At 71.3% G+C, this 13,910-nt stretch carries 16 protein-coding genes and 2 riboswitches; of the genes, 12 read left to right on the top strand and 4 right to left on the bottom strand.

The genetic code is table 11. The features are described from left to right. The 3 genes from V7E09_RS10865 to thiM form a co-directional block, all read right to left on the bottom strand. Positions 1-554: bifunctional hydroxymethylpyrimidine kinase/phosphomethylpyrimidine kinase (locus V7E09_RS10865; protein WP_324523376.1), on the bottom strand; the 554-nt coding region annotated here is incomplete at its 3' end. Then, positions 543-636: riboswitch (TPP riboswitch) on the bottom strand. Its footprint overlaps the gene before it by 12 nt. 75 nt (positions 637-711) lie before the next feature. Then, a complete protein-coding gene (gene thiE / locus V7E09_RS10860; RefSeq protein ID WP_324510015.1) occupies positions 712-1,449 on the bottom strand; it encodes a thiamine phosphate synthase in 738 nt (245 codons plus the stop codon). Further along, positions 1,446-2,354: a hydroxyethylthiazole kinase gene (gene thiM, locus V7E09_RS10855; protein ID WP_324510016.1), complete on the bottom strand. Its 909-nt coding sequence runs from the start codon at positions 2,352-2,354 to the stop codon at positions 1,446-1,448. Before thiM ends, thiE begins: the two co-directional genes overlap by 4 nt. Then, positions 2,342-2,438: riboswitch (TPP riboswitch) on the bottom strand. Its footprint overlaps the gene before it by 13 nt. 221 nt (positions 2,439-2,659) lie before the next feature. Here thiM and V7E09_RS10850 point away from each other — a divergent pair. Both V7E09_RS10850 and arfB read left to right on the top strand, forming a co-directional pair. Next, on the top strand, positions 2,660-3,241 hold the full coding sequence (locus V7E09_RS10850) for a hypothetical protein (RefSeq protein WP_324510017.1): 582 nt from the start codon (positions 2,660-2,662) through the stop codon (positions 3,239-3,241). A gap of 109 nt (positions 3,242-3,350) precedes the next feature. Continuing rightward, complete coding sequence (gene arfB, locus V7E09_RS10845; protein ID WP_324510018.1) at positions 3,351-3,791, top strand: alternative ribosome rescue aminoacyl-tRNA hydrolase ArfB; 441 nt, start codon at positions 3,351-3,353, stop codon at positions 3,789-3,791. A 143-nt stretch (positions 3,792-3,934) separates the two neighbouring features. On the opposite strand, the gene V7E09_RS10840 is transcribed toward arfB, so the two are convergent. Then, entirely contained in the window at positions 3,935-4,780 is an 846-nt protein-coding gene (locus tag V7E09_RS10840; RefSeq protein ID WP_324523375.1) for a helix-turn-helix transcriptional regulator, read from the bottom strand. A gap of 330 nt (positions 4,781-5,110) precedes the next feature. On the opposite strand from V7E09_RS10840, the gene V7E09_RS10835 reads away from it, so the two are divergent. From V7E09_RS10835 to V7E09_RS10790, 10 genes are all read left to right on the top strand, one after another. Further along, the gene (locus V7E09_RS10835; protein WP_324510021.1) at positions 5,111-6,055 is read left to right on the top strand and encodes an SDR family oxidoreductase; all 945 of its coding nucleotides are present in this window, start codon (positions 5,111-5,113) and stop codon (positions 6,053-6,055) included. Positions 6,056-6,187: 132 nt separating this feature from the next. Beyond that, complete coding sequence (locus tag V7E09_RS10830) at positions 6,188-6,964, top strand: LamB/YcsF family protein (RefSeq protein ID WP_324510064.1); 777 nt, start codon at positions 6,188-6,190, stop codon at positions 6,962-6,964. Beyond that, positions 6,961-8,604 (top strand): 5-oxoprolinase/urea amidolyase family protein, encoded by a 1,644-nt coding sequence (locus tag V7E09_RS10825; protein ID WP_324510022.1) that lies wholly within the window; start codon positions 6,961-6,963, stop codon positions 8,602-8,604. Before V7E09_RS10830 ends, V7E09_RS10825 begins: the two co-directional genes overlap by 4 nt. Positions 8,605-8,639: 35 nt before the next feature. Next, a complete protein-coding gene (locus V7E09_RS10820) occupies positions 8,640-9,137 on the top strand; it encodes an FBP domain-containing protein (protein ID WP_324510023.1) in 498 nt (165 codons plus the stop codon). Positions 9,138-9,155: 18 nt separating this feature from the next. Beyond that, complete coding sequence (locus tag V7E09_RS10815) at positions 9,156-9,572, top strand: hypothetical protein (RefSeq protein ID WP_324510024.1); 417 nt, start codon at positions 9,156-9,158, stop codon at positions 9,570-9,572. Positions 9,573-9,713: 141 nt separating this feature from the next. Then, positions 9,714-9,848 (top strand): hypothetical protein, encoded by a 135-nt coding sequence (locus V7E09_RS10810; RefSeq protein WP_324510025.1) that lies wholly within the window; start codon positions 9,714-9,716, stop codon positions 9,846-9,848. A gap of 568 nt (positions 9,849-10,416) precedes the next feature. Beyond that, entirely contained in the window at positions 10,417-11,571 is a 1,155-nt protein-coding gene (locus tag V7E09_RS10805) for a sensor histidine kinase (protein ID WP_324510026.1), read from the top strand. Between the two features lie 7 nt (positions 11,572-11,578). Next, positions 11,579-12,229 (top strand): response regulator transcription factor, encoded by a 651-nt coding sequence (locus V7E09_RS10800; RefSeq protein ID WP_324510027.1) that lies wholly within the window; start codon positions 11,579-11,581, stop codon positions 12,227-12,229. Positions 12,230-12,344: 115 nt separating this feature from the next. Further along, positions 12,345-13,229, top strand: a complete 885-nt coding sequence (locus V7E09_RS10795; RefSeq protein WP_324510028.1) for a helix-turn-helix domain-containing protein — start codon at positions 12,345-12,347, stop codon at positions 13,227-13,229. Then, a partial coding sequence (locus V7E09_RS10790; protein WP_324523374.1) for a hypothetical protein occupies positions 13,226-13,910 on the top strand: 685 nt, incomplete at its 3' end. The genes V7E09_RS10795 and V7E09_RS10790, both read left to right, overlap by 4 nt.

Here is a 13,910-nt window from a genome sequence, read left to right as displayed (position 1 = left end):
CCGGTCTTGACGACGACCGCCGTGCCGGTCTCCTGCGCCCAGCCCCGGGCCTGCGCGATGGCTTCGTCCTGGGTGGTGGCGGGCGTGCTCTGGGTGAGGACCGCCAACTCGTCGGTGTTGGGCGTGATGACGCTGGCCCGGCGGCAGAAGTCGCGCATGGCGGCCTCGGCGTCGGCGTCCAGCAGTCGGTCGCCGGAGGTGGCGACCATGACGGGATCCACGACGAGCACCGCGGGTGGGTGCGCCTCCAGCCAGGTGGCGACGGCGGCAATGATGTCGGCGGTGGCGAGCATCCCGGTTTTGACGGCGTGCAGGTCGACGTCGTCGCTGACGGCGTCCAGTTGCTCGGTCAGGAAGGCGGTCGGCGGCAGGTGGACGTCCCGAACGCCGCGCGTGTTCTGCGCGACCAGTGAGGTGACGACCGCCATGCCGTAGCCGCCCGCAGCGGTGATGGATTTCAGGTCGGCGGCGGTGCCCGCTCCACCGGTGGGGTCGGTGCCGGCGATGGACAGGACCCGCGGGACGGCAGGTCGTAGGGGCGCACTGAGGTGCATGGACATTCCCTTCGCTAGTGCGAACTAGAGCAGGTTCCACGGGTGTCTCTCAGCGCCGGGTGGCGCACCCCGTGTCCGATGAGGTGGTTCGTTGGAGGGTGGTTCGTTGGAGGGTGGCTGGTGACGGTGGTTCGGTGGTCGCTGGGGTGGCGTCGAATCAGGTCGTGACGGCTGCACCCCCGGGATGGGCGTTGCCCGGTGCGCCAGCGCGCCAGGCGTCGAGGTAGGCGGCCGAGGCCGCGCCGGGATCGGGTTGTGCGCAGATCCCGGACACGATCGCGACACCCGCCGCCCCCGCCTCCCGCAGGCGGGGCGTCACGGCCACGTCGATGCCGCCGATGGCCACGCACGGCAACGGCGTGGACGCGCACACGGCGGCGATCCCCGCCAGCCCGAGGCTCGTGCGGGCGTCCGGTTTGGTCGCGGTGTCGACGAGCGGGCCGACGCCGAGGTAGTCGGCGTGCGGGGCGGCCGCGGCGGCTTCCTCGGGTTCCCCCACGCTGACGCCGAGGATCGCGCCGGGCCACAGGATCGCCCGGACGCTGGCCGCGGGCAGGTCGGACTGTCCGACATGGACGCCGTCGACCCGGGCCCCGGCGGCGCGGGCGGCCAGCGCGATGTCGATGCGGTCGTTGACGATCAGCGCCGTGTCTTCGCCGCCCAGGGTCGCGGCGAGCGCGTCGGCGACGGCGAGCACCTCGGCGAGGAATCCCCCGCCGTGGGCGTCCTTGGCGCGGACCTGCACCGCCCGCACCCCGGCGGCGACCGCCGCGGCGACGGTGTCGGGGACGCTGCGTCCGGACGCGGCGCACTGGTCGGCGTCGGTGACCAGGTAGACGGCCCAGCGATCCGCGTCCCCGGTGCGTGCGGCGTCCCGGGCTTGGGCGGCGCTCATGCTGCGATGACGATCCGGGCCGCGTCGGACAGGTCGCCGGTCTGGAGCGCGGCCAATTCGTCGAGGAAGAACGTCGCGAACGTGCCGGGACCGCCCGCGCGGGCGGCGGCGCGCTCGGAGGCGACCGCGTAGGCGACCGAGGAGGCCACCGCGGCGATCAGAGCTGAACCGGGGACGCCGGAGACGACGGCGCCCGCCTCCCCGTCCGCGGTGGTGGCGGACGCGGTGACCAAGCCGGGGGCAGGCGTCCCGGCGAAGGCAGCCATCACCGCGCCCAGCGCGCAGCCCGCGCCGGTGACGCGGGTGAGGAGTTCGGTGCCGCCGCTCACCCGGACGACGGCGCGCCCGTCGGTGATCAGGTCGACCGGACCCGAGACGGCGACCACGCCCCCGGTGCGGCGGGCCAGCGCCAAGGCGGCGTCCGCGGCGGCGTCGACGCTGGCCGAGGCGTCCACGCCGCGTCCGCCCGCCCCCGCGCCTGCCACGGCGATGATCTCGGACGCGTTCCCGCGGACGATGCGCGGGCGCAGCTCCACCAGTTCCGCGGCCAGGGGGGTCCGGACCGGCAGCGATCCGACGGCGACCGGGTCGAGCACCCACGGCGTCCCCGCAGCGTCCGCCGCCTGGGCCGCCTCGCGCATCGCCGCCGGGTAGTCCCCGCTCGGCGTCCCCAGGTTCACCAGGACACCGGAGGCGATGCCCGCGAAGGGGCCCGACTCCCCGATGACGTCCACCATCGCCGGGGACGCCCCCAGCGCGAGCAGCACGTTCGCGGTGAAGCCGCTGGCGACGTGGTTAGTGATGGAGTGCACCAGCGGCGTCGTCGTCCGCAGGCGTCCCAGGGCTGCGGCGCAGGCGTCCGCCAGGCCCGACGCCGATGAAGGTGTGCAGGGTTCAGTACTCATGACCATCCCTTCGCTCGCATTAACGAGAGCAGGTTCGCGGGTCTCATCTCAGCCGGCTGGACGCCAGCACCCCGTGTCAGGGCACCACTGTAGGCCAGGCAGCGGCCTGGCGCGGCGAATCTCGCCACGGCCGCGGGCTAGCCGGGAAGAGTGGCCCCCAGGACTAGCCGGATCCGGCCCAGAGACGACCGTGGCCCGTGGGGCGGGAATGACTGATCGGGCAGAGTCGGGCACAGCACGCAACCATGCGGACACTCGGCGCACCCACGCGTCGGGGCCCTGGCCGATGCGTCGGGGGGTGAGGGATGCCGCGGATAGCGAATGCGTACGACGCTCTGATCTTCGCCGCTCTCGCGACGCCCGTCTGGGTGACCGTCGTGGTGGCGTTGATGGTGGTGACCACATCAGGGCGGCCTCGCGACATCCTTCATCGCCTGTTGCTGACGAGCCCCCTGTGGACCTGGCTACCCGTCGTGCTGGTGCTAGCGATCACCTACTCGGGGTGGGTGCCCGGTACCGAGGCCATCGTGTCCTCCGAATATGCAGGTATGGACTGGATAATCGTCTTGGTGCTCGGAGGAGCGACCGGGCTCCTAGCGTGGCTGGCGTGCCTGACCTGGGTGGCATTCAGCGCCTACACCGTGCGCTGGGGTCGCGTCCTGATGGGGTGGCCGTTCTGGTTGCTGTCACCGGTGGTGCTGGCGATGGCGTGGTGGGCCGTAGCTCAACGACTGGAAGCGCTCTCGCCGTACGCGTTCTGCCTAGCCTTCGTAGGGTCCGGAGCCTGGGTGCTGTCCGCCGCGTGGATCGGGATGGGTCGTCGGCTCGTCGCGAGAAGAACCCCTGCGGACGATCCTCCAGCCGCTCCGCCCAGCCTGTTCACCTGAGGTGCGCCACAGCGTCGTCGCAGGTTAATCACAGGCGTGTGATTCTGTGCACAAGCGTGGATAAACCTGTGGATAACTCCGCCTCGGGCGCGGCCGCTACCCTGCTGTCGTGCCCGATCTACGCGTCCCTCCAGGTCCGGGGATTCCGCACGGGCTGATCCTCCCCGAGCGCGAACTGAGCGAGAAGTTCGCGCGGGCGTCCGGGCCGGGCGGCCAGGGCGTCAACACGACCGACTCGCGCGTCCAGCTCAGCTTCGACATCGGCGCCAGCACCGCCCTGACACCCGAGCAGCGCGACCGATTGTTCTCCCGGCTCTCCAACCGGCTGGCGGGCACCACCATCGCCATCGACGCCGCCGAGTTCCGCTCCCAGCACCGCAACCGATCCGCCGCCCGGGAGCGGCTCGCTGAAATCGTCCGCACCAACCTCGCCCCACCGCCGCCCGCCCGGCGCCCCCGGCGGCGCTCCCGCGGCTCCATCGAACGCCGGCTGGCCGACAAGCGGCGCCGCTCCGCACTCAAAGAAACCCGCCGCAACCCCGATCAGTGAGCAGCGCGCCGAACTGTGCCGCCCCACCCAAGGTGATCGAAGCGATCAGCGCCTACGCCGATCGGTACTGAACCCGACCCCTACAGGCGCAGGGCTATCCACGTACGTGTGGCGGACGCTGGCGTCCCTCCCGCGCGGACCACTCAGCGCAGCGATTGCTGCCCGATGACGCCCAGCAGCTCGAGCTTCTCGTAGCTCTCCGACCCGGGGGCGGCCGTGTAGACCAGCAGCGTGTGCGTGGACGCTGGATCGATCAGGGTTTGGCACTCCAACTCCATCGCCCCCAACTCCGGGTGCGCGAAGTGCTTGGCTCCGCGCGGACGCAACCCCACCTCCTGGCGTTCCCACAGGCCGGTGAACTCCGCGTTGACGCCCAGCAGGCCGTCCACCAACTCGGCCGCCCGCGACGGACGCCCCCGCAGCGCCAGCACCTGCCGCATGCCCGAGACCCACAGCCGCCCCAGGAACTCGCGATCCTGCGCGGGGTAGTGGCTGCGGGAGGCGGGATCGTCGAACCACCGGTACCCGATCGCCCGCGACGGCCCGGTGAACCGGGTCAGGTCACCGGTGAGCGCGACACCCAGCGGCGTTTGCCGCAGCGTCTCGCCCAGTTCGGTGACGATCTCGGCGGGGGTGTCCTGCAGCCGGTCGAAGATGCGCAACATGCCGGGCGTGATGTGATCGCTGGACTCGCCCAGGGTAGGCGGGTGATGCCCGGCCAGCCGGAACAGGTGATCGCGCTCGGCCAGCGACAGGTGCAGCCCCTGCGCGATCGCGGCGACCATCTGCTCCGAGGGCGTCGGTCCCGTGCCGCGCTCCAGCCGGGCGTAGTAGTCGGTCGACATGTGGCACAGCAGCGCCACCTCCTCGCGCCGCAGCCCGTCGGTGCGGCGACGTTGCCCTCGGATCAGGCCGACGTCCTCGGGCTGCAGGACGCTGCGGCGTCCGCGCAGGAACTCCGCCATCCCCGCTCGATCGATCTGCAGCATGCGCCTCTCCCGTCCGATGCCCACCGGTGTCGCCAGCGGATCAAGGCCCGACGCCGGTGGGTTCCGGGCCGCCTCTCACCGTCGTGTCTACCCGACGCGGGCGACCCCCACCAGGGATCGTCAATCCACCCCTTGCACCGCTGCGAACGCGTCTCCACTCTGTGCCCCCAGCGGCCTCTCCCCCTCGTGCCCTGCTGCGGACTACCCGAGGGCGCGGCGACGACTTCGGCGGCGCGTCCCGCGCAGCCACTGATCAGCGAGTCCTGGTGAGCGTCCCCGCCGCCGAGCAGGATCGAATCCGTCACCTCGAACGAACACGGAGAACCAACCATGGCCAAGCGCCCCCTCGACATCACCGTTCCCTCCCTCGCCGGTCGCCGCGCCGTCCTCACCGGGGGCAGCGACGGCATCGGTCTCCAGATCGCGATCCGGCTCGCCGCGGCGGGCGCTCAGCTCGTGTTGCCGGTCCGCAACCCCGCCAAAGGTGAGGCCGCGGTGGCGACGATCCGCGAGACAACCCCGGACGCGGACGTCACCCTGGAGCGCCTCGACCTGTCCAGCCTGGACTCGATCGGCGCGCTCGCCGAGACGCTGCGCGCCGATGGGCGTCCGATCCACCTGCTGATCAACAACGCGGGCGTCATGACCCCGCCAGACCGCCAGACGACCGCGGACGGTTTCGAGTTGCAGTTCGGCACCAACCATCTCGGCCACGTCGCGCTCGTCGCCGGGCTGCTGCCCCTGCTGAAGCAGGGCCGAGCGCGGGTGACGTCGCAGGTCAGCGTCGCGGCCCGCAGCGGACACATCAACTGGGACGACCTCGAGTGGGAGCGTTCCTACGACGGCATGGCCGCGTATCGCCAGTCCACGATCGCGTTCGGGCTGTTCGGGCTCGAACTGCAGCGCCGCAGCGCCGCCCACGGCTGGGGGATCACCAGCAACCTGTCCCATCCGGGCGTCGCCCCCACGAACCTGCTGTCGGCCCGCGCCGAACTGGGTCGCACCGAGGCCACCCCCGGACGCCGCATGATCGCCTGGTTGTCCGCCCGCGGCCTGCTCGTGGGAACCCCGCGCACGGCCGCCCTGCCCGCCCTACTGGCGGCCACCTCGCCCATCGCCACGCCGGGCGTCCTGTACGGCCCCACGGGTCCGGGAAACACCGGCGGCGCCCCGGGCGAGCAGACCCTGTACCGTCCGCTCCGCAGCCCCGAGGACGCCGCCCGCATCTGGACGGTTTCCGAGCAACTCCTGGGCCAGACCATCGCCGAGGACTGAGCCTCACCCCGCCGAGGACTGAGGCTAACTCCGCCGAGGACTGAGCCTGGCCCCTCCGAGGACTGCTACCGCCTCAGTCCTCGGGAGGCGCAACCTCAGTCCTCGGGAGGCGCAACCTCAGTCCTCGGCGAGATGCGGGATGCTGGAGGGGTGAGAATCGACCTGAATGCCGACCTGGGCGAGTCGTTCGGGGCGTGGACGATGGGCGACGACGCGGCGCTGCTGGACGTGGTCACCTCCGCCAACGTCGCCTGCGGGTTCCACGCCGGGGACCCAGCCACCCTGCGCGCCACCGTCGCGGCGGCCGCGGAGCGGGGCGTCCGGGTCGGTGCGCACCCCGGCTACCGGGACCTGGCCGGGTTCGGACGCCGGTTCCTTGACGTCGCCCCGGCCGACCTGACCGCCGACGTGCTCTACCAACTCGGCGCGCTGGACGCCATGTGCCGGGCCGCCGGAACCCGGTTGCACTACGTCAAACCCCACGGGGCGCTCTATAACGCGATCGTCCATCATCGAGCGCAGGCCGACGCGGTAGTAGCCGCGGTGCGTGCCTTCGACGCTGATCTTCCCCTCCTCGGCCTGCCGGGTTCAGCCGTGCTGGTGGCGGCGCGGGAAGCCGGGCTCCGCGGCGTAGCCGAGGCGTTCGCCGATCGGGCTTATGCCCCCGACGGGACGCTGGTCCCGCGCCGCGAGCCGGGAGCGGTCATCCACGACGAGGCGGAGGTGGTCGAGCGGGCCGTCCGGCTGGCGTCCGACGCGACGGTGGTCGCCATCGACGGCAGCATCGTGCGGGTCGAGGCGGAGTCGCTGTGCGTGCACGGCGACACCCCCGGCGCGGCCCGGTTGGCGGCCGCCGTCGCCGACGGTCTTCGCTCGGCGGGCGTGCGTCTCGCACCGTTCGTGCCGTGACCAGCACCTCAGCCTTCGGCGGCCGTACCCCCGCGGGCTCGTCGGGACGGCTGCTGCCCAGCGGCGAGACCGCCGTCCTGGCCGAGGTCGCCGATCTGGACGCCGCCCTGGCGTTGTACCGTCGCCTCGACTCCACGCGCCCACCGGGCGTGGTCGACCTCGTGCTGGGTGCTCGCACCGTCTTGGCCGTCGGCCGCACCGCCGCCGACCTGCCCTCCCTGCGGGCCGCGCTCGCCGCCGCCCTGGTCGCCCCGGCGTCGGAGGGCGATTCGGACGCCGAGGGCGACGTCACCCTCGACGTCGTCTACGACGGCCCGGATCTGGCTGCGGTCGCCGCGCTGCTGGGATGGACGCCTCAGCAGGTGGTCGATGCCCACACGGGGACGCCGTGGCGGGTCGCGTTCGCCGGTTTCGCCCCTGGTTTCGCGTACCTCACCGGGGGCGATCCGCGCCTGGCCGTCCCGCGTCGACCCGCCCCGCGCACCTCGGTGCCCGCCGGTTCTGTCGGCCTCGCGGGTGCGTACTCCGGCGTGTATCCACGATCCTCGCCCGGGGGCTGGCAGCTCCTGGGCACCACCGACGCGGCCTTGTGGGATCTGACCCGACCCTCCCCCGCCTTGCTGCGTCCGGGCATGACCGTGCGGTTCCGTTCCGCATCCGCCCCGCCTGCCGCGAGTGAGCCGGGCGATCTGGCGTCGTCGCACATAGTTCGCCGGCCCGAGGCGTCGTCGCCGCCGAACGCGGGCGGTTCGCCCGCCGGGCCGCAGGCGGCCCCGGCGGCCGGGCGGGCGCTGCTGGTCACCGCGTCCGGACTGACCACGGTGCAGGACGCGGGGCGTCACGGTTGGGCGCATGTCGGCGTTCCGGTTGCGGGACCCGCCGACCGGGCTGCCTGGGCGCTGGCGAACCGGCTGGTCGGCAACCCCGGCACGGCCGCTGCCCTGGAGATCACCCTGGGCGGGCTGGAGGTCGTCGCGACGACGGACCTGATGCTGGCCGCGACCGGCGCCCACGCACCGGCTACCAGCAATGGCACGCCGCTCCCTCACGGGGTGGTGTGGTTCGTCGCCGCCGGGGACACCATCCGGCTGGGACGCCCCGTGTCGGGCCTGCGCACCTACCTGGCCGTCTCCGGGGGGATCGCCACCGATCCGGTGCTCGGCAGCCGCAGCACCGACACCCTGTCCGGCCTGGGACCGGGCCGGGTCCGAGAAGGCGATCTGCTCCCGGTGGGACCGCAGCCACCGATCCCGCTGCGGCATCCGTCAGCCGTGCCCGGGAAGCCACCGGGCGACGGCCTCGCCCTCGAGGTGGCCCCCGGTCCGCGGCGAGACTGGCTCGCTGAGCCTGACGCGCTGGCGGGTCCGTGGATCGTCTCGGGAGACTCCGACCGGATCGGCGTCCGGCTGTCGGGGACGCCATTGCGCCGACACCCCGACCATGACGGGGAGGAACTGCCGAGCGAGGGGGTCGTGCGCGGGGCCGTCCAACTCCCCGCGGGCGGGCAACCGGTCGTGTTCGGGGCCGACCATCCCGTCACAGGCGGATACCCGGTGGTCGGGGTGCTGACCTCGGCGTCCAGCGACATGCTCGCGCAGGCCCGGCCGGGCCAGACCGTGACGCTGCACTGGACCCGCTGACCCCCGCGACTTGACCCGTACGGTAGAACCGACGCATGCGAGCGCTCACCGAGTCCGAGGTGCGCGAGAGTTTCGTCAACGCGACGCCCGCCGAACTCGACCGCCTGGAACTGCCCTGGTGGTTCGACGCCACGCTGTGGGACTCCCTGGACTACCTCGGCTGGACCGACCCGGCCCTGCCCGAACGCGGTTACCTGGTTGCGGATACCTCGTTCGGGGTGGTGGGCGCTGTCTTGCGCCTCCCCAAGAACCGGCCGATGGGACGCCGCGCGCTGTGCAACCTGTGCTACACGCAGCACCCCAGCCAGGGGGCGCTCCTGATGGTCGCCCGCCGGGCGGGCAAGGCCGGCCTCAATCACAACACGATCGGCACCTACATCTGCACCGATCTGGCCTGCTCGTTGTACCTGCGCGGCCTGCGTCGTGCCGTCGGGGGCGGCATGATGCCGGAGACCCTCAACCCGGACGCCCGTATCCACCGGCTGCAGGACAATGTCGAGGACTTCCTCGGCCGGGTCCTCGTCGACGACTGACCCCGTAGGCTGGTGCTCATGTCCGAGGCGCCCCGCAGGCCGTTCTTCGTCGTGCAGACGCCGATGAAGTACGCCCTCCTCCTCGCCGCCTTGTTCATCCTTCCCCTGATCAACTCGTGGTTGGTGTACGGCGGCACCATCAGCAACGAGGACCTCGCTTACTCGGCGATCGCCAGCCTCGTGCTGGTCAACCCGCTCGCCACGATCATCGTCGCCGCGGTCTTCGCGTGGCGGCACGGGTTCAGCGTCACCGCTCCGTGGCTGTTCGGCATCGCGTTCCTGCCCGCGGCGCTCGTGGTGTACAACGAGACCGCGCTCCCGTTCGCCTTGGTCTACGTGGCCGCCGGGTACCTCGGCGAGGGGGTCGGCCTCGGCCTCAAGCGGCTCCTGGCGGCTCTGCGCAACCGGTCCGACGCTCCCGGAACTCCCCGCTGACGCAGCGCACATTCCCTGCTCTCTCGCACTAAAGGACGAGAGGCAATGGCACTTTCCGCCGATGTGGTTTCCGCCGAAAGTGCCTACCGTCGAAGTGACCTGGCTTTGCCCGGTAACAACGTCATTGAATGAGGGGGACCCATGAAGGCTGCAGTCGCAACCTTGGCCACGATCGTCGTCTTTGCTGGCGGCATCACGCTGGGAGGAGCCACGCCGGACACCCCGCGGTGGCTGTGCCAGTGGATTCCGTACCTGCAGGGTTGCCCGATCCGCTGATCGTCTAGCCACCCCGAGACAGACGGGCCCCGACGCATCGCGTCGGGGCCCGTTCTTTTTCTTCGTCCGGATGCCGCATCGCCACCGCGGCGACGCCCACCGGGCGACGCCGCAAGTGGGGCCTTGACCGGGACGCGGGTCATTCCACCGACGTCGGCAAGGAAAAGTAAAAGGCGGGGCGCCCCTGACTCGCCTCAGGGGCGCCCCGCACGGGCGTCACCGTTACCGGTGATACCCAGGGCCCACGGGGGTCTCTTCCGCACGGGGGGAAATGGCGGTCAGTAAACATCCCAGCGCAAGCCCAAGAAGCGCTCCCACGACCCCGATGGTCCGGGCGGAACCGACGATCGTTCCGATCACCAAACCGACCAACCCGCCGGCCACCACCGCGATGACGACTACGTGGTCTGGCTTGATCGACACGGAACTTCTTTCGGCTCGGGGGTGTGGGAGCAGTTACGACCCTAGTCACGCCAGAACTTCGGCACATCGAACAAAAGACCCAACTTTGACCGGTACCAAAGTACGAGTGCCGTCCCCGGCGGGTGGCCCGTGAGAGACTGCGGCCATGCAAGCCGCCCGTCTGCGCCGCTGGCGCCACCAGTTCCCCAGCTGGCTGGCGAGGCTGGGGACGAGCGGCTTCCCTGAGGCGGCGATGGCGACCGGGCTGTTCCTCTACGTAGAGGTGTTCACCGTCCCGAGCGGGGAGCGGACCTTCGAGTTCGCGGTCAACGTGCTCATCTGCGGGGCCGCCGCGGCGTCTGGTCGCTGGCCCCGCCTGGGGGCGATCGGCGTGGCCGTGGGCCTGGCGCTCATGGTGGTCCTGCCCGTCGGCCAGCTCCGCATGAGCATCCTCGCCCTGTTCATTCCCATCCTCTCGGCAGGCATGCGGGGGCGGAACTGGCTCGCCGACGTGTTCACCATCGTCAGCTTCCTGCTCGCCTGCGTCCTGACACTGCCGCTCAGCGACGGCGTCTCGGAGAAGATCGAATCGATCATCATCTGGGGCCTCGCCATCGGACTGGCCCGCATCGTTGGGCACACCATCGACCGGTTGCGACGGGAGACCAAAGCACACGCGGCACTCCGGTTCGCGTCCCTGCGCCGTCAGCGCCGCGACATCGCCCACGACCTTCACGACACCATCGCGTACGCGACCACGACGATGATCATGCGCGCCGAGCAGATGAAACTGCGGACCGACGATCCCGCCACGCAGGCCGACCTCGACTTCATCATCACCACGGGCCGCCGCTCCGTCCGCGACCTGCGCTCCATGATGGAGGCGCTACGCCGCAACAACCCTGAGCTGGACACCGGAACCGTCACGATGTGGCGGCTCGTCACCATCTCCGACGTGCTCGCCGAACGCGTCAAGGAACTCAACGCCCACGGGCTCGCCCTTCAGGTCAGTGCCCCCGCAGACATCGACCAACTGCTGCCCGAGTCCGTCCGTGAGACCCTCGGCAAGTTGATCGTCGAGGCGACCTCCAACATGGTCAAGCACGCGGCACCCGGCCCCTGCCGCGTCCTGATCGAGGTGGAGGGGGACACCGTCGAGGCCGTCTTCACCAACTTCACCGAGCCTGGATCCTTCACCTCCGAGGAAGGCCTCGGCCTCCTCGGGGCTGCCGAGCGCGTGGAGGCGCTGGGGGGAGAATTCGAAGCCACGGCGGCCTCGGGCACGTGGATCGTGCGCGCCCAGCTCCCGCTCGGGGGATAATGACGACATGAAGTCGCCCGTCACCGTCGCCATCGTGGACGATGACGCCTTCGTGCGGTCGGCGCTTGTCTCCTATGTGTCGGCCACGCCGGGCTTCCAACTCGTCCACCAATGCACCAACGGCGCCGAGGCGGTCGAGGTGATCGTCGCCGAGCCGGTCGACGTGGTCATCACCGACGTCCGGATGCCCAAACTCGACGGCATCGGCGCGACTGCCGCCCTCCGCGCCGCCCTCCCCGACATCAAGATCCTGGTCATCACCTCCTTCGACGACGACGATGCCGTGCGCGAGGCGCTGCAGGCCGGCGCGAACGGCTTCCTCCTCAAGGACGTCTCCCCGCGCGGCCTCGTGGACGCCATCCGTGCCGTCATGGAGGGCAACTCGGTCGTCTCCCCGGGCCCGATCACGAGCCTGCTACTCAACCAGCGCGTGGCCAAACCCGACCCCCCGACCGACCTGGGCCTGAGCCCGCGCGAGCTTCACGTCCTCCAGTTGCTGTGCGCGGCCTACAGCAACACCGAGATCGCCCGGGAGTTGCACGTCACCGAGTCGACGGTGAAGACACACGTCTCCGCGATCATGGCCAAACTGAACGTCTCTTCGCGGCTCAAGGCGGTCGTCCGGGCCTACGAACTGGGTCTCGTCCAGCCCGGCTGAGGCGGCTCCGCGCCGCATTGCGGGGGTACTCCCGGCGTGGCGTGACTGCGCCTCTCCCTGATCGCCTAGTGACCACGGGGTTGGGGTCGCGGGCGAAGGTTGACACAATGCCCAGGTGGCCGATGATCCACCGACGTTCTCCGACGTCCTCACCGCGGCGATCCGGCGGCGAGGGTTGTCACTGGAGCGCATCCGTACCCGCCTGGACGCCGCAGGCGTCCCGGTGAGCATCGCCACGCTCAGCTACTGGCAGTCCGGCCGGTCCCTGCCGACCCGGTCCCGCAGCTATCACACCCTCGTGGAACTGGAGCGCATCCTGGGCGTGGAGCCGGGGCATCTCACCCAGCTCACCCACACGGCCGACGGTCGGACGCGACGCGAACAGTTCGAGTGGCAGACGGTCATCCCCGTCCGGGACCTCGCCACCCAGATCATCGACGACCTGGGCATTGAGATGCAGGGTCGGCTGACCCGGGTCGCGATGATGGATCGGGTCCATGTGCGCGCCGACAAGTCCGAAGCCATGCAGCACAGCGAGGTCGTGTGGCGCGTCGAGCGCCAGGGTCGCCCCCGCTGGGCGGTGGTGCTGGAACAGGACGCCGACACCGAGGCCATGCCGAAGATCGAGGCCGTGTTCGGGTGCAGCGTCGGCGAAGTCGTCAAAGTGCCGGCCCGGCGGCTGCTGGTCGCCGAGATGGTAGCCGCACGCCCCATGCTGCGCGGCGAGCACTTCCTCGCCGAATACCGGATCTCCTATGGGCACACCGTCACCCCGTCGTTTCGGACTCAACGGGCCGTCGCCGACACTGTCCGCACGCTGGGCCTGAGCGTGTCCTTCGATCCGGGCACCGTTCCTGCTCGGGTCTCCTCCGGATTCCAGGCGTCCATGGGGCAGCCGCCGGAGCATCCCACGCCGATCGTCGTGACGGGCGCCCAGACCCAGGCCGTGTGGGTCGAGGCCCGCCCGGGGGTCTATTCGCTCATGTGGGAGTGGGATTGAGCAGCTGGGCGCAGGAGATCGACGCGCTCTATGCGGGTGATCCCGGGGCCTTCGTTGCCGGACGCGACGCGCTGGCTCGCGCCGTCCGCACCGCCGGGGAGAGGGACACCGCCGCCGCGATCAAGGGGCTCCGCCGCCCCAGCCTGGGAGCCTGGTACGCCAACGTCGCGGCCCGCGCCTCCCTGGTGTCGCTGTACGAGTGGCTGACGCTGGGAGCCCGGCTCCGCGAGGCGCAGGCCCGCCTCGATCTGCGCCAGGTGGGCGAACTGGGAGCCGGCCGAGCCGCGCTGGAGGAGCGGGTCGTTAGGGATCTCGCCGCCCATCTGGCCGCCCTCGGCGTCACCGTCAGCCCGGCGGGCCTGGAGGAGTTCCGGGGCACCTTGCGCGCCGCGCTGGCCGACCCGGCGGCGGGCGACGCGCTCGCGTCCGGACGCCTAGAACGTTCCTTGAGCTATGCCGGCTTCGGCGAGGTGGACGTGAGTGCTGCCTTGGCCGCGTTGGCCTCGCGCCTGCCGGGGACCGCGCCCGACACCGCCGGGACCGACGACTGGGGTCCCGGGGCCGTCGTGGAAGGCGGACGCCCGCACGAGCCCGCGCAGGGGACGGGTTTGCGACCCAAACGGGGAGTCCCGGACGAGGCACCCCGCGAGGACCCGGTGCGGCGCGAGGCCGAGGCCCGCC

Source organism: Propioniciclava sp., from assembly GCF_036744435.1.
Taxonomy (GTDB): domain Bacteria; phylum Actinomycetota; class Actinomycetes; order Propionibacteriales; family Propionibacteriaceae; genus Propioniciclava.
The sequence above is the reverse complement of the archived record's forward strand: the minus strand, read 5'-3'. Positions and strand labels throughout refer to the sequence as shown.